21 protein-coding genes are annotated in these 23,516 nt (G+C 45.5%); 3 read left to right on the forward strand and 18 right to left on the reverse strand.

Translation table 11 applies throughout. The features are described 5' to 3' along the window. Window positions 1-52: 52 nt before the first annotated feature. From mpl to NWE73_RS09800, 5 genes are read right to left on the reverse strand one after another with little or no spacing between them, the layout of a single operon-like run. On the reverse strand, window positions 53-1,462 hold the full coding sequence (gene mpl / locus NWE73_RS09780) for a UDP-N-acetylmuramate:L-alanyl-gamma-D-glutamyl-meso-diaminopimelate ligase (protein WP_277578132.1): 1,410 nt from the start codon (window positions 1,460-1,462) through the stop codon (window positions 53-55). Window position 1,463: 1 nt separating this feature from the next. Further along, on the reverse strand, window positions 1,464-2,525 hold the full coding sequence (locus NWE73_RS09785; protein ID WP_277578133.1) for a serine hydrolase domain-containing protein: 1,062 nt from the start codon (window positions 2,523-2,525) through the stop codon (window positions 1,464-1,466). Continuing rightward, on the reverse strand, window positions 2,525-3,457 hold the full coding sequence (locus tag NWE73_RS09790) for a S66 peptidase family protein (RefSeq protein ID WP_277578134.1): 933 nt from the start codon (window positions 3,455-3,457) through the stop codon (window positions 2,525-2,527). The genes NWE73_RS09785 and NWE73_RS09790 overlap by 1 nt, the downstream gene beginning before the upstream one ends. After that, on the reverse strand, window positions 3,457-4,743 hold the full coding sequence (purB, locus tag NWE73_RS09795; protein WP_456062077.1) for an adenylosuccinate lyase: 1,287 nt from the start codon (window positions 4,741-4,743) through the stop codon (window positions 3,457-3,459). The genes NWE73_RS09790 and purB overlap by 1 nt, the downstream gene beginning before the upstream one ends. After that, window positions 4,740-6,059 (reverse strand): hypothetical protein, encoded by a 1,320-nt coding sequence (locus NWE73_RS09800; RefSeq protein ID WP_277578136.1) that lies wholly within the window; start codon window positions 6,057-6,059, stop codon window positions 4,740-4,742. Before NWE73_RS09800 ends, purB begins: the two co-directional genes overlap by 4 nt. A gap of 196 nt (window positions 6,060-6,255) precedes the next feature. On the opposite strand from NWE73_RS09800, the gene NWE73_RS09805 reads away from it, so the two are divergent. After that, on the forward strand, window positions 6,256-6,792 hold the full coding sequence (locus tag NWE73_RS09805; protein WP_407652949.1) for a glutathione peroxidase: 537 nt from the start codon (window positions 6,256-6,258) through the stop codon (window positions 6,790-6,792). A 120-nt stretch (window positions 6,793-6,912) separates the two neighbouring features. Then, window positions 6,913-7,713 carry a porin family protein gene (locus NWE73_RS09810; RefSeq protein WP_277578138.1) on the forward strand — a complete coding sequence of 267 codons (801 nt, stop codon included), beginning with the start codon at window positions 6,913-6,915 and terminating at the stop codon, window positions 7,711-7,713. An 87-nt stretch (window positions 7,714-7,800) separates the two neighbouring features. On the opposite strand, the gene NWE73_RS09815 is transcribed toward NWE73_RS09810, so the two are convergent. From NWE73_RS09815 to NWE73_RS09845, 7 genes are read right to left on the reverse strand one after another with little or no spacing between them, the layout of a single operon-like run. Further along, complete coding sequence (locus NWE73_RS09815) at window positions 7,801-9,162, reverse strand: sodium-dependent transporter (protein ID WP_277578139.1); 1,362 nt, start codon at window positions 9,160-9,162, stop codon at window positions 7,801-7,803. Next, window positions 9,162-10,502, reverse strand: coding sequence for a ribosome biogenesis GTPase Der (gene der, locus NWE73_RS09820; protein WP_277578140.1), 1,341 nt, complete (start codon window positions 10,500-10,502; stop codon window positions 9,162-9,164). The genes NWE73_RS09815 and der overlap by 1 nt, the downstream gene beginning before the upstream one ends. Then, a complete protein-coding gene (era, locus tag NWE73_RS09825; protein ID WP_277578141.1) occupies window positions 10,480-11,388 on the reverse strand; it encodes a GTPase Era in 909 nt (302 codons plus the stop codon). Before era ends, der begins: the two co-directional genes overlap by 23 nt. Then, window positions 11,385-12,077, reverse strand: a complete 693-nt coding sequence (rnc, locus tag NWE73_RS09830) for a ribonuclease III (protein WP_277578142.1) — start codon at window positions 12,075-12,077, stop codon at window positions 11,385-11,387. The genes era and rnc overlap by 4 nt, the downstream gene beginning before the upstream one ends. Further along, the gene (mtaB, locus tag NWE73_RS09835; protein WP_277578143.1) at window positions 12,074-13,465 is read right to left on the reverse strand and encodes a tRNA (N(6)-L-threonylcarbamoyladenosine(37)-C(2))-methylthiotransferase MtaB; all 1,392 of its coding nucleotides are present in this window, start codon (window positions 13,463-13,465) and stop codon (window positions 12,074-12,076) included. Before mtaB ends, rnc begins: the two co-directional genes overlap by 4 nt. Beyond that, the gene (gene mnmA, locus NWE73_RS09840) at window positions 13,450-14,532 is read right to left on the reverse strand and encodes a tRNA 2-thiouridine(34) synthase MnmA (protein ID WP_277578144.1); all 1,083 of its coding nucleotides are present in this window, start codon (window positions 14,530-14,532) and stop codon (window positions 13,450-13,452) included. Before mnmA ends, mtaB begins: the two co-directional genes overlap by 16 nt. Continuing rightward, window positions 14,525-15,742, reverse strand: a complete 1,218-nt coding sequence (locus tag NWE73_RS09845) for a cysteine desulfurase family protein (protein WP_277578145.1) — start codon at window positions 15,740-15,742, stop codon at window positions 14,525-14,527. Before NWE73_RS09845 ends, mnmA begins: the two co-directional genes overlap by 8 nt. Before the next feature lie 210 nt (window positions 15,743-15,952). Between NWE73_RS09845 and NWE73_RS09850 the strand changes: the two genes are divergently transcribed. Next, on the forward strand, window positions 15,953-17,389 hold the full coding sequence (locus NWE73_RS09850) for a dihydrolipoyllysine-residue succinyltransferase component of 2-oxoglutarate dehydrogenase complex (RefSeq protein ID WP_277578146.1): 1,437 nt from the start codon (window positions 15,953-15,955) through the stop codon (window positions 17,387-17,389). 24 nt (window positions 17,390-17,413) lie between these two features. On the opposite strand, the gene tsaE is transcribed toward NWE73_RS09850, so the two are convergent. The 6 genes from tsaE to ftsH all read right to left on the reverse strand — a co-directional run bounded on the left by tsaE (window position 17,414) and on the right by ftsH (window position 23,385). Continuing rightward, window positions 17,414-17,863, reverse strand: a complete 450-nt coding sequence (gene tsaE / locus NWE73_RS09855; RefSeq protein WP_277578147.1) for a tRNA (adenosine(37)-N6)-threonylcarbamoyltransferase complex ATPase subunit type 1 TsaE — start codon at window positions 17,861-17,863, stop codon at window positions 17,414-17,416. A 65-nt stretch (window positions 17,864-17,928) separates the two neighbouring features. Next, on the reverse strand, window positions 17,929-18,654 hold the full coding sequence (locus NWE73_RS09860) for a pyridoxine 5'-phosphate synthase (protein ID WP_277578148.1): 726 nt from the start codon (window positions 18,652-18,654) through the stop codon (window positions 17,929-17,931). A 91-nt stretch (window positions 18,655-18,745) separates the two neighbouring features. After that, window positions 18,746-20,116 (reverse strand): phosphoglucosamine mutase, encoded by a 1,371-nt coding sequence (gene glmM / locus NWE73_RS09865; protein ID WP_277578190.1) that lies wholly within the window; start codon window positions 20,114-20,116, stop codon window positions 18,746-18,748. 1 nt (window position 20,117) lies between these two features. Then, entirely contained in the window at window positions 20,118-20,540 is a 423-nt protein-coding gene (locus NWE73_RS09870; protein WP_277578149.1) for a YbbR-like domain-containing protein, read from the reverse strand. Further along, on the reverse strand, window positions 20,537-21,349 hold the full coding sequence (gene cdaA / locus NWE73_RS09875) for a diadenylate cyclase CdaA (RefSeq protein ID WP_277578150.1): 813 nt from the start codon (window positions 21,347-21,349) through the stop codon (window positions 20,537-20,539). Before cdaA ends, NWE73_RS09870 begins: the two co-directional genes overlap by 4 nt. A 95-nt stretch (window positions 21,350-21,444) precedes the next feature. Next, the gene (ftsH, locus tag NWE73_RS09880; RefSeq protein ID WP_277578151.1) at window positions 21,445-23,385 is read right to left on the reverse strand and encodes an ATP-dependent zinc metalloprotease FtsH; all 1,941 of its coding nucleotides are present in this window, start codon (window positions 23,383-23,385) and stop codon (window positions 21,445-21,447) included. Window positions 23,386-23,516 lie beyond the last annotated feature (131 nt).

Here is a 23,516-nt window from a genome sequence, read left to right on the forward strand (position 1 = left end):
GAGCCCGCTTGAGAAAATAGCCAAAAACCAGATCAATGACGCAGTGCGCTTCTTACTCAAGGGCTTTCATGAGTTTTGTATAAATGCCGTCGAATCCGCCGTTGCTCATGATGAGAATGACGTCGCCTGTTTTTGCACGAGACTTAAGAGCTTCGACGATATGATCGGCAGAATCAAAGGCTCCCGCAGTGACACCGGATTTTTGCAGATCCGCGACCAGCTCTTCACTGGAGAATCTGTCTTCGCTGTCGATCTTCGATTGATCGAAGGCTTTGGCCAAAAGAACCTCGTGAGAGCCCTTAAACGCCTCCACGTAATCTTTTTGGAAGACTTTACGGCGAGACGTCGCACTTCTTGGTTCAAACACAGAGAAGACTTTTCTGCTTGGATATTTCTTCTGAATTCCCTTAACGGTTTCACGCACAGCTGTTGGATGATGCGCGAAATCTTCAATCACCAGAATGCCATTCGGCTCGCCCAAAATTTCCTGACGTCGTTTGACGCCTTCAAAAGACTCCATCGCGATTTGAATTCTGTTTTCCGAAAATCCAAGAATTTTCGACATTGCAATCACGGCTGTCGCATTAAGAATATTATAATCCCCGGTGATTTGCATCGAGTATGGTCCTAGGATCTCACCTTTATGATGAACCTCAAAACCCACGCCTTTTTCATTCTGGAAAAGAACTTTCGCGCGGAAATCCGCCTCCGCTTTAAAGCCATAGGTGAATGAGTTTTTGCACTTAGCAAGTTTGCGCAACTCCAGGACATTCGCATCTTCCGCACAAGCCAACAAAGTTCCATTTTCAGGAATCAAAGTCATCAAACGCGCAAAAGAATCTTTTACAGCTTGAAGGTCTTTATAAATATCTGCGTGATCGAACTCCACAGAAGTCAGAATCACATGTTTCGGCTTGTAATGAATGAACTTCGGTACTTTATCAAAGAAAGCCGTATCGTATTCATCACCCTCAATAATAAAATAATTTCCCTCTGGATTTTTAAATGACTGAGAGAAATTCTTAGGAATACCACCGATCAAGAATCCCGGTTTCACTCCCGCATTTTCAGCAACCCAGGACATCATCGATGTCGTGGTTGTTTTTCCATGAGTTCCTGAGATCACAACACTTTCGCGATCTGCGATAATCAACTCACCCATCGCTTTCGGCAAAGACGTATAGGGAATTCCCAACTTCATCAACTCTTGCGCCTCTTCGTTGCTCTTAGAGATGACGTTCCCTACGATAACAAAGTCCGGTTGAGGATGAAGATTTTCGGCCTTGTAGCCTTTTTGAATTGTGATTCCCAGACTTTCAAGCTGAGTCGACATCGGAGGATACGGATTCATATCACTGCCCGTGATCTTAAATCCGCGATCTTTCAATAAGCCCGCCATAGAGGCCATCGCCGTTCCGCAAATACCCATCAAGTGAATATGACAACCAGGTTTTAAATCCATTTCAAACACCAGACCTTCTGTAATTTTCTACAATCCAATTATGTATTTCAGGGCGCAGTTTTGAAAAGGCTTTATTTTCAGATCCGTACAAAACGCGATTCGAGAGAACAATAACGCTCATATCCATCTTAGGATCGTACCACATCGAGGTTCCAGTGAATCCCGTGTGTCCGATAGAATCTAAAGAGAAATAGGCTCCGCAGCTTGCGGATCCCGGCGTCGGCATCATATAACCCATCGCCCAGTCACCTTTTCCCTCTGGCAAAGCACGCTTTGCAAACAACTGAGCCGTTTTCTGACGAATGGAATAGCGAGCAATCCCCATCAATTGCGAACGCAAATGCAGTGAATACCAGCCCACGTCATCGATACTGCCGAAAAGTCCAGCATGAGTCGAAACGCCTCCCATAGACCAGCAATTCAAGTCATGAACTTCGCCTTGTACCAATTTCTTACGAACAGGGCACTCCTCCGTCGGAGCAAACAAAGATGATTTGATTGAAGTCTGGTTGTCCGGATGGAACTCCAGCGTGGTTCCCAGATAGAACTTGTTTTTAATGTCCGTCCAAACATCCAAGATGGGCTTATCAAAGAGTTTCTCAAGCACATAACTCAAAACAATAAATCCCACGTCAGAATAAATAGCAGTCTCTTGCTTTTCCAATTTCAAATTCTGCAGAATCCCACGAAGCTGCTCGCGACGTTGATCGCGCGGCAATGCCATGTTGAGTTCCTGATAAAATGGCATCCACCAGGCAAGACCTGAGCTGTGAGTTAAGAGCTCTGTCAATTTTGTTTCTTTATGAGCAAACCAAGGAAGAAGATCCGAAACTTTTGTCTCAAAATTCCATTTCCCCAACTCAAAGGCATACATCATCGCCTGCTGAGTAAAAATGATCTTCGTCAAACTCGCCAAATCATAATAGGCATAGGTGTTGCCGACTGCGATATCACAGATGATTTTACCACCTTGATAAGCACGAACCATGACTCCTGGGGTTGTATCACGAATACGATCTTCAAGCTGAGTGATGAGATTTTTCTCAAGAACTGAGTATTTCATTAGGCTTTTCCCCCTGTCTGTATAGTGAGGTGCGCTTTTCCGCCTTCAAGCTGAAGGACGCACGAAGTATTGAAAGGCACCGGTCTTTGCACTGAAGCATGACCCGCTTCCAACCCTTTAAAGAGTGGAATATCCAGATCCTGAGCCCAGCGTTTAAACACTAAATCAAAATTATTTTTACCAGTTGATGGCTCTTCTCCACCAATAAAGTCACCCAGGATAATGCCCTGGCATTTCTTTAGAACTCCCCCTTGACGGAATTGTTCCAGCATCCGATCGATGCGATACCCACGCTCACCCAAATCTTCAATAAACAACAAAGACTTGTCAGCGTTAATCTGCCAAGGCGTTCCCATGGAAGATTGAAGAACCGTGAGGTTTCCACCGACTATTTTGGATTTTAAGCTTTTGATTTTCTTAGCCGAGTCATTCAAAGGTTTCAGTTTTTTAAACTCAACCGCCTTCTCCTGACCGAAAAGAATTCTATGCAGCTCTTTTTCATGTTTCGGAGAAACAAGTTTTCTGCCCAAACGATCCAAAAGGGGCGCATGCAAAGTGGGCCATCCCCATTCTTGAATCAAAAAAGTATGAATAGAGGTGATATCGCTAATACCAATAAGCAACTTCGGCTCTTTTGGTTTCTTTAGTTTCGCCAACATTGGAAGAAGACGATTGCTGCCGTAGCCCCCACGCAAACACCAGATCGTTCGGGAATCTTTCGATTCAATGGCGGCTTTTAAAAATGAAAAGCGCTGCTCATCTTCATTGGCATGCAAGAAGTGCGGTTTTACCAACCCCTTCGGAATACGTGGAACCAACTTCCACTTAACCAAAAAATCATGCGCACCATCGATTTCATGAGGCTGCGACGGGTAGCCAGGAGCCACCACATCAACGATGTCATTTTCCTGCAAGAACTTCCAATGTTCCACTACTTCACTCGTTTCAAAATATCTTTAATAGTTTTTTTGTGCTTTTTACCAGTGAAGATCTCTTCAATCTCTTTTGGCTTCAAAAGGGCCCGAACATCATCGTCACCCATTAACTTGTCTTTCAAGTTTTCTCCAAAACCCAAAGAATGACAAAGCCGCTGAACCAAAGAGTAAGCATCTTCACGACGCATCCCTTTTGCCACCAAGGCCAGCAAAACATGAGAACTGAACAACTGACCTTGAGAGCTATCGATATTATCCATCATGCGTTTTTTATTCACATCCAGACCATCGAGCAAAATACTCATACGGGTCACGGCATAGTCTGCAACAATAAAGGCATCCGGGAAAATCACACGCTCAACAGAAGAATGTGAAATATCCCGTTCATGCCACAAAGCCACATCTTCAAGAGCTGCCACTGCATAGCCACGAAGCAACCGCGAAAGACCGGTGATATTTTCAGCGCTGATAGGATTTTTTTTATGAGGCATTGCCGAAGAGCCTTTTTGGCCCTTGGTAAACCCTTCAGTCACTTCACCCACGTCACTTCGTTGCAGATGACGAAGCTCAATAGCTAAACGTTCCAATCCAGTTCCAAGCATAGCCAGCGCCGTCATCATTTCCGCATGACGATCCCGAGGAATCACTTGGGTCGCAATCAGTTCAGGCTTCAACTTCAATTTTTTTGCAACCATCAACTCGACTTTTGGAGATTGACTTGAGTAAGTCCCAACAGCCCCACTCAATTTACAGATGGCCATATTATCAAGAGCATCTTTCACGCGTTTTTTATTACGACGAACCTCCGTCAGGAAACCCGCCATTTTAAAACCAAATGTCGTCGGCTCTGCAAACATGCCATGAGTGCGTCCGGCACACATAGTCTCTGCATGCTTGGTCACCAAACTTTTCAAAGATCTTTCAAGATTCAAAATTGAAAGCATCAAGACTTGTCCGGCTTCACGAACCTGCAAACTGAAGGCAGTGTCCAAAACATCCGATGAAGTCATTCCGAAGTGAACATATTTTCCATGTGGACCAATATTCTCCGCCAGGTTACTGACAAAGGCGATCACATCGTGTTTGGTTTCTTTTTCAATTTCAGAAATTCGTTTTACATTAAAGCGAGCTTTCTGCGTGATGGTTTTTGCCGCGACCTTAGGAATAAGACCCAGTTGAGCCTGCACCTGAGCGACAGTCACCTCAACTTCCATCATCTTGCCAAACTTATGATCCATATCCCAAAGAAGTCCCATCTCTGGGCGAGTGTATCTTTCGATCACGGAGTTTGATCCTTTCTTTCTTTGCTTCGTTGCATACGATCTTTCTGTTCTTTCAACAGCTTCTCTTTCCACCATGCAACGATACGTTCCTGAATACCTTCACTGCGAGCAAAGCTTGCACTCCAAGCATAATGAGACCATTCTTCCGGCCCATCGAGATGAAGGTTGCTGAAAGAAACCTTCCCACGACGCGTTTTCTGTTTCTCTGAAAAGACCGGATAGCGAGGGGCTCCGAGCTGAGCGTAAGTATAGTAATATTCCTGTGGGAAACTTAAAATCTGAACTTCCGCCAAAGACATACGGCGAGCCAAGTGATCATTCATGCGCACACTGCGCGTAGTGAGATACTCTTTATTGAATCTTTGTACTGTAGGAATTCGCATCCACACATCAAATTGATCTTCCAAAGAAGTGCGCTGCAAGACCATCATATTCTCATGAGTCCATGGAGAATACAGATCGTCGACCACCACCGTGTGCAGTGGAAGACTGTCACGTTCAAAGCATTGCTTCAGGCCAGCACGATAACGAACCCAACACCACTCGGACTCAAGTGGTCCCTCAGAGAAGAAGTACTTTCCTAAACGTTCATTTAAAAAATAGCTCTCTTCGCTCGAAAGCATCCACACAATTTGCTCAAGGCGAAACAAGCCCTGCTTCTCTCCCGAGATTTCCAAACCGGTCACAGATTTACCGGCACCGAAAGATGCATCCACAATTTGTTGTGGCTCGAGAACTTCAACACCTTTTGTGCGAAGCCATTCCAACGATCTTTCAAAACCCGCACGAGTCGCCTGACGTACGAAGAACGAAGACAAGATGGGAAGACACTCCCCTTCATTCGCACCTCGTGCATTCGGCATATAAGTCGTTCCCGCCCATTGATGTGCGAAATGCAAAAGCCAGCTTTGATCAAAATTAAAATCAGAGAGGTTTCTATAAAGCACTTTTGCATTCTTATCTAACACCGATGAGTACAAAAGATCTTTCACTTGGGAAGCCAAAGGGAGATTGTCGATCTTAAACTTTGTCAGCGGCCCCTTAAACTCGACCGGCCCCTCAGGAAGCCACAGAGAAAATCCATTCGGCACTTCCTCGAAAGCATCCTCAGAGTACAAGCGATCCACTTGTGATTCAGAAATTCTTTCGTTCCGAAAAAAACCAAAGGGGCCTTCGATATCCTCTTTTGGCCAAACTCCAAGTTTGGATGAAACATCCACCAAGGTGGTTTTGATACCTTCTTGTGCAAGAGCCGCGGCCAACCAGTGGCCTCTTCCAAATGCTGAAACTATGATGATGGGATTTCCCAACTCCATGCTTGTTTGAACTCCTGCAAAAAGATAATGAATTTTAGACCTAAATACTCCTAATGATTAGAAAATCAGGAACCCTCAAAGTCAAAGGTGCGCACTGCAGCGAAACCCTTTGGGGGACTTTTTCTTGAGGAAAAGCGCAGATGACTCTAGACTCAGCCGCCTGGAGGCTCCTATGCGTCTTTTCGTCTCTCTTTTTATGCTCCTACTGGGCCTGACGGCTTCCGCTGAAAGCACAACATCTGCTCAGAATTTTTTCGAACTTTCTGCGACTGACATCTCTGGAAAGAAGGTCAATTTCTCAACCTACCGAGGCAAAGTGGTTTTAGTGGTCAATACCGCATCTCAATGCGGCTTCACTCCGCAACTCAAAGAACTCGAAGCAATGTACAAAAAATACGCAAATCGCGGATTCATCGTGCTGGCTTTCCCTTCAAATGATTTCAAACAGGAAAAAGGCGACAACACCGCAGTCAAAGGCTTCGCGGAAAAAGAGTACGGCGTGACTTTTCCATTTTTCGATAAAGCCCCGGTCACTGGCGCAGACAAACAACCGGTCTATCAGTTTCTGACTGAAAAGAAACCAGGACTTCTGCTGAAAGACGTCAGCTGGAACTTCGAAAAATTTCTAGTAAATCGCAAAGGGGAAGTCATCGAAAGATGGAGTTCGATCACCAAGCCCTCATCAGAAAAAGTCGTGGAGTCTGTCGAAAAAGCCCTCGGCGAACCTCTCTAAGAGGACCTCAAACCGCAATCTTGTTTCAACTTGAGACACTCCAAAAAGTCTAGCCCTATTCTGGCACTTTTCTTTGAAGTTTTCCCCTCTTTCATTCGATAATAATAAGAGGGGGAAATTGTGAAAACCACGGGGATTATTCTTCATTCCGGCCTTCTGGCATTTTTGATCGGGATTAGCTTTGCTTTGCCTTCGACGGCACAGGCACAATTATTGACCCCATCTTCTTCAGACCAGAAACATTATTTAATCGCGCAATCTGAGCCCGACGAGGCTTACGATCCATTTTCTGACTACAGTGAGTTCGACGAGGATTCTGACGAAGAAGCCGACGTGAATTTCTTCCGCAATGGTCGCTTTCTAACTGTAGGCATCGCGGCGGGATATCGTGGCTTTACCGGCAACTTCGCAGATCAATATTCGGCTGCTCCTGATTTTGGATTGTATCTGACTTACTTCTTCGATCTTCGCCTGGCAATGTCTTTGGGTTTCCAAACAGGCGATCACAACGTGAAGTTCACTGCCAACGACAAGGCTGTCACCTATTCAGGAAATGTCTCGATCACATCCATTAACTTTGACTTAAAGTACTACATGAACACTCAAAATGTGACTCGCGGCCTTGCCGATCTGAATCCATATATCTTGGGTGGTCTTGGACAATTCTACCGAACTTATACCTTGTCAGGTCTTGATGGCTACAGCCGTGACTCTACCATGGGGTTTGATATCGGAGCCGGCCTGGAGATCCCTTTGATGCGCAAGAAAGCCTTTTTGGGCATTCAAGGCACCTATCACTATGTGAATTTCTCTGATGAAAACAAGACCCGCGTTTCAAATGGCGGTGGCACAGATGTTCTGGATAAGCCACTCTCTGGCGATATGTATGATGTGCTCTTCATCCTTGGGATGAATTTCTAAAAAGAATAAAATAGACCCTACTCCGGTGAAGCCGGAGTGCCAGCAAGCTAAATTTAAAGACCATCCGGAAGGATGGTCTTTTTCGTTTTAGAATAAGCTCAAGACTTGTAGAACAAACCCCAGTCCAATAATTGCCGGAGCAACCCACTTCAAAACAAAGATCCAATGCGGATACATGGAGTAGCTAACGAACTTATCCTTATCGATGAAACTGACTTCTTTTTCTTTCTCGGAAGTTCCCTTATAGAAAGCCAACAAAATCGCCAACGCCACCAAAGGCAAGAACCAGTTGATTAAAAGAGAATCCAACGACTCAATCAAAGATCGCCCACCCACACGGACGGCTTTAAGAACAGAACTGGACAGCGCAGGGAGTATCGCCAACAACAGGGCCACAAGCCCCGAATACCAAGTGGCGCGCACCCGTCCGATATTTTTCTTGGTATCAACAAAATTGGAAACAACAACTTCCAGCAAACCAATACTGGCATTCAACGCCGCCATGTAAAGACAGACAAAGAAGGCCAAACCAAATAAGGTCCCGCCGTGAATCCCTAATAAATACCGCGGCAAAACTTCAAACATCAATGCCGGGTCCGTCAGAGGCACATTGGAAGCCTGAAAGGCCACTGGAAAGATCATCATGACCGCCACCAGGGAAATCAAGCTGTCGACCAAGGCCACGCGGAAACCCGCAGTCGGAACATGGTCTTCATCACGCATATAAGAGCCGTAAGTCACCATCGTTCCGAAACCCAAAGACAAAGTGAAGAACACATGCCCCAAAGCATGATTCAAAGAAGACATCGTCAATTTTGAGAAATCTGGATAGAAAAGAAACCGCACCACTTCAGGAGTTGAAGGCAAAGAAAAAGACTTCACCAAAAGCACAATCACCAGAGCCGCAAACAAAGGCATCATATAACTGATCCAACGCTCGAGACCTTCCTGAACACCTTTTACAACCACCACAACGGTGATCAAGATGTGAGCGCTGGCAAGCATAAGCTGCAACCAGCCATTACCCATCAACGCTGCCAAATTTGTTTTACTGGAAGCACTTTCGTAATCAGAAAATAAAGAGACAAAAAATTGGGTCATAAAATGCAAAACCCAACCACTAATCACGGCATAGTAAGAAAAAACAACGATGGTCAGAATTACCGCCAGACGCCCAGCCCATTTAAATCCCGTATTGGATTTCTGCGCCATCTGCTGAGTCGCCACCATCACCGACTTCCGTGTATTCTTGCCTAGCATCAACTCAGCAATCAACATCGGAGCCCCAATAGCCAATGCCATAAAAACATAGAGGAGGATAAAAGCTCCTCCTCCATTTTCACCCACGACATAAGGGAATCGCCAAAGATTTCCAAGACCACAGGCAGAGCCAATGGCCAAAAGATAAAATCCAAAGCGTGTTCGCCAAGCGCCGCGTTTTGCTGCCACTACTCGCCACCCTTACGTGACTTCATACAGAAGATACGAATTGGCAGACCGTGAAGGTCCCAACGTTCCTTGATGTTTTTCACCAGGAATCTTCGGTAAGAATTCGTCACTCCATCAGGATGATTCGCAAACGCAATAAACGCAGGCGGCTTCTGATAAGTTTGAGTCACATAATAGAACTTCACATTGTTAGTTCCATAAACTGGTGCCGGAGCTTTACGAATAGTCTCAAAGAAGAAGTCATTCAACTCAGACGTTGGAACACGGAAGTTAATCTGATCTGTCACCTTTTCGATGGTTTCAAACAAATCCTCGATACCATTTCCAGTTTTAGCACTTGTGAAAACCACATGAACGTCTTTAAAGAAATGGAATACGCGCTCTACTTGTTCACGGAAGGTCTTGCGATACTCAGGAACCTCTTTATTACCAAGGTCTGATTTATTCGCAACAACGATCACGCCTTTATGATCTTCCAGAATAGACTGCATGATACGCGCATCTTGATCTGTGGGACCGATCGTACCATCAACCATAAGCAAAACGATATCAGAACGTCGAAGGGCCTCGTGGGATTTAAACGCAGAAATGATCTCAAGATCCTCTTCACGCTTCGCAGATTTACGCAAACCTGCTGTATCCACCAAGGTGTATTTTCTGCCGTTATAAACAAACGGGGAATCCACAGAGTCAATGGTCGTACCAGCAACATCAGAAACCAGCATGCGGTTGACACCCAAAAGCAGGTTGCAGATAGAACTCTTACCAACGTTAGGTTTACCAACGATCGTAATGTTCATACCTTCCTTAACAGTGCCCGGATTTTCAGGAATATTTTTAGTGATCCATTCAATGATATCACCGACGCCACGGCGTTGTTCAAATGACGCCGAAACGATATCCACACCAAACTCATAGAAGTCCGCTTTCGCGATTTCTTCCTCTTGCGCCTTATCAACTTTATTGATCACCAGCAAGAATGGTTTTCCCGCCTGTTTGGCAACACGGATGATATCGCGATCTTCTGGAACCAGTCCCACACGACCATCCATAACGGCAACGATCAAGTCCACAGAGTGCAAGAACTCAGTCACTTGCTCTTTGATAAGCTTAGAGAACAAGTCTCCAGCTTCTGTGATACCACCGGTATCAATCAGGTCAAATTGCTTGCCCCAGATATCAACAGGCTCAATGATAATATCGCGAGTCACTCCAGCCTGGTCTTTAACCACAGCTTTACGAGTCTCAGTAACAATATTAAACAGTGTCGATTTTCCTACGTTGGGACGACCGATAATCGCCACCTTCGAGGCAAAATCAGTCTTCGGATTCAACGACATAACCCAACTCCTTCATCATTCTCTTATTGCCAAACCATTCTGGTTTCGCAGTTACATTTAGATCTAAAAACACTTTTTCATCCATCAGCTTTTCAAGCTCTTTACGAGCGTCCATGCCGATTTTTTTAATTACGCTGGCACCTTTACCAATAACGATAGGCTTATGGCTTTCGCGAGAGACGATAATCTCTGCGTAGATTTTTGGTAAAGCGGCGTTTTCATCAAATTTTATGATACGCACAGCAATGTTGTATGGAAGTTCATGATGAAGGTTTTCAAAACACTTTTCACGAATGATCTCAGCGGCCATTTCACGAACATTTTCGTTCGTGAACAGTTCCGTATCATACAAAGGTGCTGGTGAGGCTGGCATCAACTCCAGAAACTCAATCAACATGGCTTCACGCTCTTCAGCATCGCCCGCATAAGCCGTTGCAGAAATCGACATCGACTTGCCACCACGATCTTCGATCATCTTACGAAGAATCATCACACGGTGAGCTTTTTCCTCTATGTCAGTCTTGGTGATCACACCGATCCAGGGTTTTCCGCTTTTAGACACAAGATCCAAAACCTTTTCAGCGTCCTCTGGTTTTTGTTCATCCACCGGGATGATCGCAAGCAAAGCATCTGAGCTATTGATAACGTCATGGGCTTCTTGCGCCAGGAATCCATTAAGACCTGAATCAGACTTGATCAAACCTGGGGCATCAACGAAAACCACTTGGCCCTTGTCTGTACTCCAAATACCCAAAATACGACGGCGAGTTGTCTGCGGTTTCGCAGAAACGATCGACACCTTTTCATCAACAAGAAAGTTCATCAAGGTGCTCTTCCCTGCGTTCGGTTGCCCGATCAATCCTAAAAATCCAGCTTTGTAACTCATATCTGTGTCTCCTTAAACTTGTTCTCGAGGGCGCATTTTGCCGCAAATTGTTCGGCGTTTTTCTTACTTCGTCCCCGCCCCTGGGCCCAGACCTCTTCTTTTACTTTTACACACACCAAAAATTCTCTGTCATGTGGAGGTCCTTCTTCCGCGAGAACTTCATACTTCGGCGTTTCTTTCATCGCCTTCTGCACCAACTCTTGCAGACGCGTTTTATAATCTCTTTCAAAATCTTCCTGACCGCAGACTTTTTCACACAAAGGCAAAAACTCTCTGCGGATAAAATCTTTGGCCACTTCAAATCCGCCATCCAGGTAAACAGCGCCCACAATCGCTTCCAAAGAAGAAGCCAGTAGACGCGGCTTCAAGGCTCCACCCGTTTGCGCTTCACCTTTACCCAACTGCAGAAGCTTATTCAGCTCCATCTCCCGCGCCAATTCGAAAAGAACTTCTTCATTCACGATACTGGCGCGCTTTTTAGACAGACCGCCCTCAGTGTCCGCCGGGAACTTCTCGTACAAAAACTCCCCGACCACTAAATCCAAAACCGCATCACCCAAAAACTCCAGTTTCTCGTTATGCTCGATGGAATTTTTCAACTCATTTGCATAACTCTTGTGGGTCAATGCTCTTGCCAAAATGGCGTTGTTTTTAAATCTATATTTAAGTCTCTTCTCTAACTCTGTCATGTGAGCACCTCATCAGCCAAAATTTCGCCAATCAGATGGCCTTCCATATGGGCCTTGTTAGAGTGATCATATCCCGTGATCTGGACATCCACTTCCTGACCTGCCCAATGATCAACGAAACTTTCCGCTCCGGCGATACTGACTGGCCAGTAGTCATGACTCAAACCCTGTCCGCCTTTGGCAGCGTTCTTCAACACCAGAACCTTTTTGATGGTCCCAATTTGAAGTTTGGCCTGTTCTTCGTAACGAGCAATGCTGAGCTCGCGAAGTTTTGCTGCACGCTCTGCTCGCACGTGAGGATAAACAGAAACTTCCATTGCTGCCGCCCGCGTGCCACTGCGCTCGCTATAAGGGAAGACATGCAGCTTCGTCCATGGAAGAGCTTTTAGAGTCTCATAAGTGTCTTGGAATTGCTCTTCAGTTTCCGTCGGGAATCCAGTGATAACATCCATCCCGACGAAAGAATTGGGAACGCGCTCTGAAATCGCAATCAGGGACTTTTTAACGTCTTCCTGAGTGTATTTGCGCTTCATATGGAAAAGGACATCCGTATTGGCACTTTGAATGCTCATATGGAAATGCGGGCAAAGACGAGGATCCTTATAAAGATCCAAGAGTCTTTCGGAAACTTCAACTGGCTCCAAAGAAGACAACCTAAATCGAGGCATTTTCGTGCGCGCGAGAAGATTTTCAATCAAATCTTCCATCACCATTTTCTTGCCGTTGATTTCATCTTCGTAGTCACCAATATGAACACCCGTAAGGACGACTTCGCGAGAACCGTCGGCATAAAGATCATTAATACGCTGAACCAAGTCAGCAATTGCAATACTGCGACTCTTGCCGCGGGCATAAGGAATAATGCAGTAAGTGCAGAAGCTGTTGCAGCCGTCTTGAATTTTTAAGAAAGTGCGAGTGTGGTGTTTCTCAACTCCGCCACCCATTTCCAAATCTTCTTTTTTGAAGATATTCGATTTAAATACTTTTTCAGTCAGCTCCCCGCGGAAATGTTTATTCAACAAATCTGGCAAAGAACCTTTATGGGAATTCGCAACAATAAGATCTGCGCCGGGAAGGTTTGAGAAAGAACCTGTATCAACTTGAGCAGCACAACCGGTCACCACGATCGTACAGAAAGGATCTTTCACTTTCAGGCGGCGGATATAGCGAACAGCTTCTTTGGTGGCTTCAGCCGTCACTGCGCAGGTATTGAGAACGTGAATGCGTGCATCCTTATCACCCCTAACAACGGGAGCAAAACCATTCGCATTCAGATTCTTTTGGATGAGGCCGGCATCGTAAGTATTCACCTTACAACCAAAAGTATGAACCTGATATTTGGTGTTAGTTACAGCCACACCTTTGGTGTGAGTTACAGTGTGATCCATCCGCCCCCCACAAGTTCACGTTCGCGATAGAAGACGGCTGCTTGACCAGGAGTCACCGCTCTTTGAGGCTCTGTGAATTTCAGCTTAAAGCCGGTGTCTGTTTTAAAGACCTGAGCTTGAGAGCCTTTGTGCTGATAACGAATTTTAACATTCATCACTTCGCCATCTTGAATTGCACTCAATAGTTTTGGATCCACGACATCCACTTCGCTGGCGAACAGATACTGCTCATCACCCACCCAAACGGTGTTGTCGGCCGCATCGATTTTAATTACGAAGAGCTTTTCATGATGATCCATACCCAACCCCTTACTTTGACCGTAAGTGTAGTTATGAATACCTTCATGCTTCGCCATCACTTCGCCGGAAGGATAGCGCTTCAAAAGACCTTTCTTGGAATCCAAAACAGTCTTGGAAACCTGGCCTTTGATAAAATTTTGATAACCTTGGTTACCCACAAAGCAAATACCTTGCGAGTCTTTTTTACGAGCTGTCACCAAACCCATTTTTTCAGAGTACTCACGCACCTGGGGTTTCTTCATGTCACCAATCGGGAACAAAAGTTTAGGCACCAATTCAGGATCAATAGTAAATAAGAAATAAGTCTGATCTTTCCAGTCATCGGTCGACGTATGGATAGATGATTTACCAGCAGCATCCGTTACGATCTTCGCGTAGTGACCGGTTGCCAGGTAATCGCACTCAAGCTCTTTCATCTTTCTAACAAGATGATCAAATTTTAAATAGGTGTTGCAGTTTACACAAGGGAGCGGAGTCTGCCCCTCAAGGTAAGCTTTCAAGAAAGGATCGATAACTGCCTGGCGGAACTTTGCCTCACAGTTCAATACGTAAAACGGAATCCCCAAACGATCCGCCACCGCCCGAGCATCATCAACGTCGATACTTGAACAGCAGGTGCCATTACCTTCCTCGATATCACAAGAGGTGTAATCCCAGACTTGCATCGTGGCACCAATAACTTCATACCCCTGTTCGACCAAGAGCGCAGCCGCGGCAGAACTGTCCACGCCTCCGCTCATAGCAACAAGGACTCTTCCTTTAGACATGCAAAGAATCTCCTTCGTCATCTTTTAATGACCGCAACCGTGCGACCACTGCTTTTAAAGTTTCAACAAAACTATCAACTTGCTCGAGTGTCGTGTCCCAGCCCAGACTTACACGCAAACTGTTTTGCGCTTCATCACGAGTCAAACCCATCGCCAACAACACCGGACTGGGCTCCGGATTTCCACTGGAGCATGCCGCCCCTGTACTGACGGCGTATCCCTTGATATCCATCGACATCAACATGGTCTCCCCGTCGACTCCCAACAAAACCAATGAACTTGTGTTTGGCAAACGAGGGCTCTCCCCCGCTGTCACAGTGACATCAGCGATTTCACTCACAAGACGCTTTTCCATATGATCGCGAAGTGCGCGAACTGTGCGCGCTTTGTCTTCAATCATCGAAACGCGTTTAGCAACTACGCCCAAACAACCAATACCCATGGTGTTTTCAGTTCCACCACGGCGATGGCGCTCTTGCGCTCCTCCGTGAATTAACGGACTGAAGTTCGAGCCTTTTCGAGAATATAAAAATCCGCTGCCTTTAATCGAATAAAATTTATGACCCGAGAAAGATGCGAAATCGACACCCAACTCATGCAGATTCACAGGGACTTTTCCGAAAGCCTGCACGGCATCTGTATGAAAGAGCGCACCTTTCGCATGTGCCATCTCTGCCATTTGTTTGATCGGAAAAAGAGTTCCAGTTTCATTATTTGCGAACATCACAGAAACCAAGGCCGTTTCTTCAGTCAGATGCTCTTCATAGAATTTTAAATCAATCTCCCCTTTGCGATTCACAGGAATCACATCCACGCGAACACCCAAGGATTTCATATGCATCATGGTTTTGAACACGGCAGGATGTTCCACCGCCGAGCACATATAATGCGTGCGACGACGTTGTTCTGCGGGAAGAAACTGTGCTGATTGATTGTGTTCGAAAACGCCTTTGATCACTGTGTTGTTCGCTTCACTGCCACCGACTGTGAAGATGATTTCCAAAGAACTTGCACCCACTGCATCTGCAACAGCTTTGCGGGCATCTCTGATAATGTTTTTTGGTTGTCGGCCGGCCCAGTGAATAGAACTGGCATTGCCCCACGCTTCCGCAAACTCAGGAAGAGCTGCGAGAACTTCTTTGCACACAGGAGTCGTGGCATTGTGGTCAAAATAGGTGTGAGTGTTTGCGTGGGCCTTGGTCTGAATCATAAGTTGGCGCACCCTAGCATATTTCTTAAATGTTTGAAACCTCTAAGAGTTTTAGGAGTTTTCAGGGTGTTCACTGCGTTAGCAAAGCTGCAAAAAATACAAGCATTATGTAACACTAATAACCCCGAATCCCCTTAAAACTCCTTCTTTTTAAGGCCTTTTCCTAGACCCAGACTCAGGTTTTCAGGGCAAAAGCCGATAGGACAAGGGATGAGTCAACACGCTTGGTTTGAACATTTTAAAGAGAAACTACAAGGACTTACGGGTGCTTTTGAACAAAGCGGCACCTTCATGAGCCTTCTTGGTTTCGCCCTTAAAGAGAAGCACCTCAGTTCTGAGGACTATCTCAAATGGGCTATGACTCATTATCGCCTTCCTTTCCTTCAGGCGAAATTTTTTACAGAAACCCCTCCTTCTCCAGAGATGTTTAACAAGTGGGCGACTCATTATCCATGGTCTGTGGAGTGTTTGCCCGTTGCTGAGTGGGATGGTTCTTTGATCGTAGCCTGCATTCAACCGCCGCAGGATTTTCCTTCTTTTCCGCAAAGCATTCTGGTTCTCGCCTCTTTGGAGTGCATGGAGCAGACTTGGAAAAAGTATCATCCAGAGCTTGCGAAACCTGTTGTTGCTGTAGCGGCAACTCCAGCTGCTGAGGAAGTCCCTGAGGGAATCGATCTTTCTGTTGTGACTCCAGGAAAGAAATCCAGCGACTCATTCTCATTTGATGATCTCAATGTGAATGAAGAGGTTGCAGAGGTTATTGTTTCCGATGAAGAAAAAGAATCTCCACTGGAAGGTCTTTTTGAAGGCCTCACCGTTACTAAACTTGAAGCTTTGACTCCTCCAAGCACCACAGGACTTATTAAAACAGATTCTGTTGTTGTTGAAGTTGCGGCAGACACCAAAGTTCCAACTTCAACACTGACCTCCATTCCGACTGCTGGTTCACCGCTCGTGACTCTAAAATCCACCGAAGCGGCAACTACTATTGCGCCAATGCCTGTTGCAGCAACTCCTAAACCGGACATTCCTGCTCCTCCGCAAAAAACGGAACCGGTCGTTGCGGCCTCAGCAACAACACCTCCTCCGCCTATTGAAGACAGCTTCAGCAATAAGCCTATTCCTTTGGTTCCAAGACCTGCAGGAGTTGCTAAACCCACTTTAAACCCAGTGGCCAATGGAACTTTCTCATTGGATAAACTCAAAAAGAAAAACACGACGCTTTTGACGGAACGTGTGAAAACAACTTTGAGTGAGATGAAAACGCACTTTGAAAAATCCATGATTTTGACTCTTGATGATTTGGAAACTCAAGCCACTGCATTTGCATGGGATGAGAACTTCAAAGGAATGAAGGACACCTCTGTTCGCGTTCCATTGAAAACTCCGAGTATCTTCAATATCGTTGCCGCGACTTCCAAACCTTTCCACGGTTATGTGTCTTTAAATGAAATCAATGAGAAATTCTTTGAAGATTGGAACCAAGGCCGCATTCCTGATCATGTCACGATCGCGCCTATTCTTATCAATGATAAGCTTGTTGGCATGCTGGTCGGCTTTGCTGAAAAAGCCGCTTACAACAGAACCTCTTTGAATCTTGTAGAAAAGCTCTCTACAGAATTCGTCAAAGGCCTGCAGGCCGCGTAATCAAGACTCTTTGAATTTATTTGCTTACAATAACTGAACTGTGATACTTCGCTCGCCCTCTGTGGAGGTCTTTTGAAGCCTCACCTCCAGGCGCTGCCAATTCAACGGCAGGTAGTCATAATCAAGACGCTGTGCCCACTCAATAATGACCAAACCTTGCTTCTCCGCAAACAGATCCCAAAAGCCAGAACTCTCAAGATCATCGTCATCCTTTAGCCGATAGAGGTCCAGGTGATCCATGGATTTACCTTGAGCATTTTCATAACGAAGGTGAATCGCGAATGATGGAGATTGGACATCTTTCATTCCTAAAATCTCGGCAATCATCTGCGTGGATGTTGTTTTCCCAGCACCCACATCCCCACTCAAAAGCAAAATACAACGATCACTGATATGAGGAAGGAACTCTTGCCAAAAAGCTTTAAGTTCAGCCTCACTATGAATGAGATGTTTTGAATTCAGAATGGTCGACATCAACTACCTTCACCAAAAATTATGCGGCGAGTGAAGCAAAAGGTGCCAGGCACCTTTTGCGGAAACTATTTTAGGATTTTACGCATTTTTCTTACAGATTCTTCCATGCCGTGCTCAAGAGCGTAACAAACCAACGAGTGGCCAATATTAACTTCTTGAAGGTGTGGAAGTTTGTTAATTAATTTTGAGTGTTCGTAATCGAGGCCGTGTCCTGCGTGAACATTCAAGCCCAGATAGTGAGCCCATTCAGCAGCGTCACAAAGACGTTTCCACTCTTTTTGTTTTGCCGCACCTTTTAGCAAAACCCATTTTCCCGTGTGAAATTCAACGGCATCCGCGCCAATCTCATAAGATGCTTCAACTTGTTCCGTGGAAGGCTCAATAAACATGGAAATTTCAATGCCGATACGTTGAAGCTTTTCAACCATCGGAAACATTTTCTTAAAGCCTTTCTTCACATCAAGGCCGCCCTCTGTTGTCAGCTCTGCTCTTTTCTCTGGAACAAAGCAAACCCAGTCCGGACGATATTTCTTTGCATAGGAAACCATTTGCGATGTCGCCGCCATTTCAAGATTCAGCATCACCGGGCAGGACTTAGAAAGCACTTTAAGATCTTCCAACTGAATATGACGACGGTCTTCGCGAAGATGAATAGTGATTTGCTCAGCGCCGCCCTTGACAGACTTCTTCATCATATCCAACAAATTAGGATAAGCAGTTGTCCCACCACGAACCTGACGAAGCGTTGCTACGTGATCGACATTTACACCCAAACGAATTTTATGTTTCATTAATAACTCCAAAAATTAAAGCTGCTTCCGAGGAAAGCAGCTCAAAATAATCAACGCAATGAGCCTCAAAAAGGTACGGCGTACCTTCGGGTTAATTGAGTTCTTTTTCCAGGAAAGAGGCGATTTCTTCGGCGAAGTGGCTGATTTGTGTTTTATCAGGGCCCTCGACGAGAACGCGGATTACGGGTTCTGTGCCAGAGAATCGTACAAAGACGCGGCCGTTGCCAGCGAGTCTTTTTTCGATGTCCTTGACTAGATTGTTGTAACCACCGATTTCATTTAGATCCATGCGACGTTTTACCCGCAAATTGATTAGAACTTGTGGCATGTCTTCAAAGACATGATTGAGTTCGCTCATCTTCTTTTCAGTTTGTTTTACCACCGCAAGAACACTCAATGCGGCGATGATCGCATCACCAGTCGTGGTATGCTCCAAGAAGATGATATGACCTGATTGCTCACCACCGAGGTTGTAACCGTTCTTACGCATTTCTTCGACGACGTACTTGTCACCGACATCTGTTTTCACAAGCTTAATGCCAGCTTCGTTCATGCGCTTTTCAAGACCGAAATTCGACATTTGCGTTGCCACAAGAGTGTTCTTTTTAAGAAGACCACGCTCTTTCATATGCAAAGCGCAGATGGCAAGAATACGGTCACCGTTTACGATCTCCCCTTTTTCGTCGACCATGATCACGCGATCCGCGTCACCATCAAGACTGATACCCACGTCAGCACGGTATTGAACCACTGCCTCGGCAAGTTTCTGAGGATATAAGGCGCCGACTTTATCGTTGATATTGATCCCATTAGGTTCATCACCCAATTGAATCACTTCCGCACCAAGTTCTTCGAAGACTGACGGAGCCACTTTGTAGGCCGCGCCATTCGCTGTATCCAAAACAATTCGCATTCCATCCAGAGTGTATTCCAGAGGGAACGTGCTTTTCACATAAACGATATAACGACCCTGAGAGTCGTCGATACGCTTTGTGCGCCCGATTTCTTTGCTTGGAGGAAGAAGCGCCGTCAGGTCCTCTTCAAGAACCAAACGTTCGATTTCACTTTCCATTTCTGCAGAGATTTTAAAACCATCGGGCCCGAAAACTTTAATGCCGTTATCATGGAAAGGATTGTGAGACGCTGAGATAACGATACCCGCAGCAGAACGCATCGTGCGAGTCAGATAACCAATACCAGGAGTTGGAAGTGGTCCCACAAGCTGCACATGAATACCCATGGAATTCAAACCGCTCGCCAAAGCCTGTTCAATCATATATCCGGAAAGACGAGTGTCTTTTCCGATAACCACTCTCCGGGCCAAATTTGATTTATGGGATTGTTTTTGCAAAAGATAACCGATGGCTTGCCCAACTTTAACAACCATATCCGGTGTCATAGGCCATTGATTCGCAGTTCCGCGAATACCATCCGTTCCAAACAGCTTTGTTTTCTTTTCCACTTTAATGACCTTTTTGTTCGTCATGCTTTTGATCCTTTTTACCTACGACTTCGACTTGAATCTGATTCGGGCGAATACCTAAGATCTTCACACCCAGAGGAACCTCAATCTTATTCAAAGGAATATCGACATAAACAACGCCTTCGCCTCTTTGTGAAATATCAAGACTGATCGTCTGAGACAAAGAGCTATCCATAAATTTCTTCAAGGCCGCACGTGGACCTGAAACTTTTACCTTAATGTGGTCTGTTGTCTGCGCCACCACCTGAGAGTTTGGTGCGGTCAAAAGTTCGATATCGACATTTTTACTAAGAACGAAATCCCTACGACCCAAAATTGTGAGCCAAAGGATGAGCGATATGAATAAAGCGACAACCTTGTAACTAAAATTTTCGGTGACAGCGTCGGACCAATGGCGCTTCATGAAATCTCTCCTTGCTGAGAGAAGGCTTTATACTTAAGACCGAAGGTCTCATAAAGAGCTTTACGAATATCCCCTAGTTCAACGTTGGGACTCAAATGGCCACCTTGAACAATACCGATCGATTTGTTTTCTTCAGACACAACAAATACCAAGGCATCGGTTTCTTCCGTCAAGCCGATCGCAGCTCTGTGGCGGGTTCCCAGATTTTTATCCAAAGCCGGATTTTTACTCAATGGCAGAAAGCATCCGGCTGAATGAATTTTACCGTTGCGAATCAACACCGCTCCATCATGCATTGGACTTTCCGGATGGAAAATCGAAGCTAATAATTCAGATGAAACTTTTGACTCCATCTCAGTGCCAAACTCGATGTGATAATCAATAACGATTTCGCGCTCAACCACAACCAGAGCCCCAAAGCCCTTCTGTGCTGTCGCGATAATACCCTTGGCAATCTCTTCGATCACTTGGGTTTCCTGGATTGTCGAGGCGTCTGTGAAGAAAGGGTTGCTTCCAATGTGCGCAAGAGCCCTGCGGATCTCGGCCTGGAACAAGACAACGACGATAACAAATAAATTTGAGAAGAACTTCTCAAGAATCCAATTGAAGGTGAAAAGCTCCAACCAGATACTTAAAATATAACCAATCGCCAGAACACCCAGCCCAGAGAGCATTTGGATGGTTCCAGTGCGCTTGATTAGAACCAGAATGCGATAAACCACCATCCATACCAAGAGCATGTCGATGGCGTCCTGCACGCGAAGGTGCTGCACGATAAATATCAGATTGTCTAAAAACTGTTGCAACATCTGAGGGTGCCTTCACTGTCTTTCGCTAAAATGCCACTATCCTAAAATTTCAGGATAGTGGCCTATTATAATCAATCTATTCAACCTACTTCGAACTAAACAGTCACAGGTCCTGAGTTTCCTACAGGATCGTTACCATCTTTTTTCTCTCTTGCAGCTGCGATCGCATTGAAGCTTTCGCGTCTGTTGTTGCGATACTTTTCAATTTCTGAAACCGCAGCTCCATTGATAAGCATATCAACTTCGTGGCCGTCGATTGTTTCATACTCAAGAAGAGCAAGGGCCAAAGATTCCAAAGCTGTTTTGTGATCAGTCAAAATCTGGACAGCCTGAGCGTATCCAGTGTTGATGATTTTCGATACTTCCGCATCGATCTCTTCAGCTTTAGACTCTGAGTATTCTTTATGACCTGAATGACCATATTGCATACCCAAGAATGGCTCGCTGCCGCTTTTTTCAAAAGCCAAAGGCCCCAGCTTACTCATACCCCATTCACACACCATACGGCGCGCAATGCTGGTAGCACGTTCAATGTCATTGCCGGCACCTGTCGTGATATCTTTAAAGACCACTTCTTCAGCCGCGCGACCACCGAACAAGAATACGATCATGTTTTCCGCTGTCGTTTTAGACAATGAAACACTTTCTTTTTCAGGCAATGTTTGCGTCACACCCAGTGCCATACCTCGAGGGATAATAGTCACTTTGTGGATTGGATCCAAACCAGAAAGTTTTCTATTCACCAGGGTATGACCAGCTTCATGGTAGGCAGTCACTTTTTTATCTTCATCAGAAATAACCATCGAGCGGCGTTCAGCGCCCATAGTTACTTTGTCTTTTGCTTTTTCAAAGTCTTCTGCTTCAAGATATTTTTTATCTGTGCGAGCTGCCACTAGAGCCGCTTCATTCACAAGATTCTCAAGGTCCGCACCAGAGAAACCTGGCGTACCGCGGGCAATCTTAGAAACATCAACATCGGGTCCAAGTGGAGTCTTGCGAGTATGCACACCCAAGATTTGCTCACGGCCTTTAAGATCCGGTTTATTCACGATCACACGTCGGTCGAAACGACCTGGACGCAACAATGCTGGATCCAAAACGTCTGGACGATTGGTTGCGGCGATCATAATCACGCCCTCAGAAGATTCAAAACCATCCATCTCCACCAACAACTGATTCAGAGTTTGCTCACGCTCATCGTGACCACCACCCATACCAGCGCCACGATGGCGACCTACAGCATCGATCTCATCGATGAAGATCAAACATGGAGCATTCTTTTTACCTTGCTCGAACAAGTCACGAACACGGCTCGCGCCCACACCCACGAACATCTCTACGAAGTCAGAGCCTGAGATTGTAAAGAACGGCACACCCGCCTCACCCGCAACTGCGCGAGCAAGCAAAGTTTTACCGGTACCAGGAGAACCCACCAAAAGAACGCCTTTTGGAATACGACCACCCAGTTTTGTATATTTTTTTGGATCTTTCAAAAAGCTGACGATCTCTTGCAAGTCTTCTTTCGCCTCATCCACACCAGCCACTTCTTTGAAAGTGACGCGGTTTTTATGCTCCGTCAAAAGACGGGCACGGGATTTACCGAAGGACATTGCTTTACCACCACCGGCTTGAATTTGGCGCATGATGAACAAGAACATCGCGACAATTAAAATTAATGGCAACCAATTCACGATCAATGATTGGAAGAAGCCACCGTTGTCAGCACGCTCATAGTTTGGCGTGATACCATGCTGTTCAAGGAATTTGAAACCCTCGTCTTGCACATTACCAATGATCGAGAAGTGAGTCCCACTGTATTTCTTATCGAATTCGGGTTTCATCTCCCCGACGATCTCACTTGAATCTTGGCGGAAAGTCACCGTAGCCACTTCGTTGGCTTTTACAGCTTCCGTGAATTTTGAATAGTTAAAATCACCAATCATCTTGGTGTGCTTACTCTCATAGGCCTGAAACAAGAATACAGCCATAATGACGAGGAAGAACCAAAGTGCTAGCGTTTTTTGAGTTGAGCGCATCGCGATTCCTTTCACTTACGTAGGTCTAAGTACCCCTCAGAGGGTAGCATAATTATCGGAGTGAATGAAAGGCATTAATCCCAGAAATAGGGACAGAATTCAGAGGAACTTACTCCAACTTCGTCGGAGCG

This window comes from Bdellovibrio svalbardensis (assembly GCF_029531655.1).
In the GTDB taxonomy this organism is placed as follows: domain Bacteria; phylum Bdellovibrionota; class Bdellovibrionia; order Bdellovibrionales; family Bdellovibrionaceae; genus Bdellovibrio; species Bdellovibrio svalbardensis.

Excerpts from the sequence above, each read along its gene's own strand:
- NWE73_RS09785 (WP_277578133.1), bottom strand. The coding sequence starts at position 2,525 with ATGAAATACTCAGTTCTTGAGAAAAATCTCATCACTCAGCTTGAAGAT.
- rnc (WP_277578142.1), bottom strand. The coding sequence starts at position 12,077 with ATGACAGAGTTAGAGAAGAGACTTAAATATAGATTTAAAAACAACGCC.
- cdaA (WP_277578150.1), bottom strand. The coding sequence starts at position 21,349 with ATGTTGCAACAGTTTTTAGACAATCTGATATTTATCGTGCAGCACCTT.
- tsaE (WP_277578147.1), bottom strand. The coding sequence starts at position 17,863 with ATGTCGACCATTCTGAATTCAAAACATCTCATTCATAGTGAGGCTGAA.
- NWE73_RS09845 (WP_277578145.1), bottom strand. The coding sequence starts at position 15,742 with ATGATTCAGACCAAGGCCCACGCAAACACTCACACCTATTTTGACCAC.
- mpl (WP_277578132.1), bottom strand. The coding sequence starts at position 1,462 with ATGGATTTAAAACCTGGTTGTCATATTCACTTGATGGGTATTTGCGGA.
- NWE73_RS09860 (WP_277578148.1), bottom strand. The coding sequence starts at position 18,654 with ATGAAACATAAAATTCGTTTGGGTGTAAATGTCGATCACGTAGCAACG.
- NWE73_RS09870 (WP_277578149.1), bottom strand. The coding sequence starts at position 20,540 with ATGAAGCGCCATTGGTCCGACGCTGTCACCGAAAATTTTAGTTACAAG.
- mnmA (WP_277578144.1), bottom strand. The coding sequence starts at position 14,532 with ATGTCTAAAGGAAGAGTCCTTGTTGCTATGAGCGGAGGCGTGGACAGT.
- ftsH (WP_277578151.1), bottom strand. The coding sequence starts at position 23,385 with ATGCGCTCAACTCAAAAAACGCTAGCACTTTGGTTCTTCCTCGTCATT.
- mtaB (WP_277578143.1), bottom strand. The coding sequence starts at position 13,465 with ATGGATCACACTGTAACTCACACCAAAGGTGTGGCTGTAACTAACACC.
- NWE73_RS09805 (WP_407652949.1), top strand. The coding sequence starts at position 6,256 with ATGCTCCTACTGGGCCTGACGGCTTCCGCTGAAAGCACAACATCTGCT.
- der (WP_277578140.1), bottom strand. The coding sequence starts at position 10,502 with ATGTCGTTGAATCCGAAGACTGATTTTGCCTCGAAGGTGGCGATTATC.
- NWE73_RS09800 (WP_277578136.1), bottom strand. The coding sequence starts at position 6,059 with ATGGAGTTGGGAAATCCCATCATCATAGTTTCAGCATTTGGAAGAGGC.
- era (WP_277578141.1), bottom strand. The coding sequence starts at position 11,388 with ATGAGTTACAAAGCTGGATTTTTAGGATTGATCGGGCAACCGAACGCA.
- NWE73_RS09850 (WP_277578146.1), top strand. The coding sequence starts at position 15,953 with ATGAGTCAACACGCTTGGTTTGAACATTTTAAAGAGAAACTACAAGGA.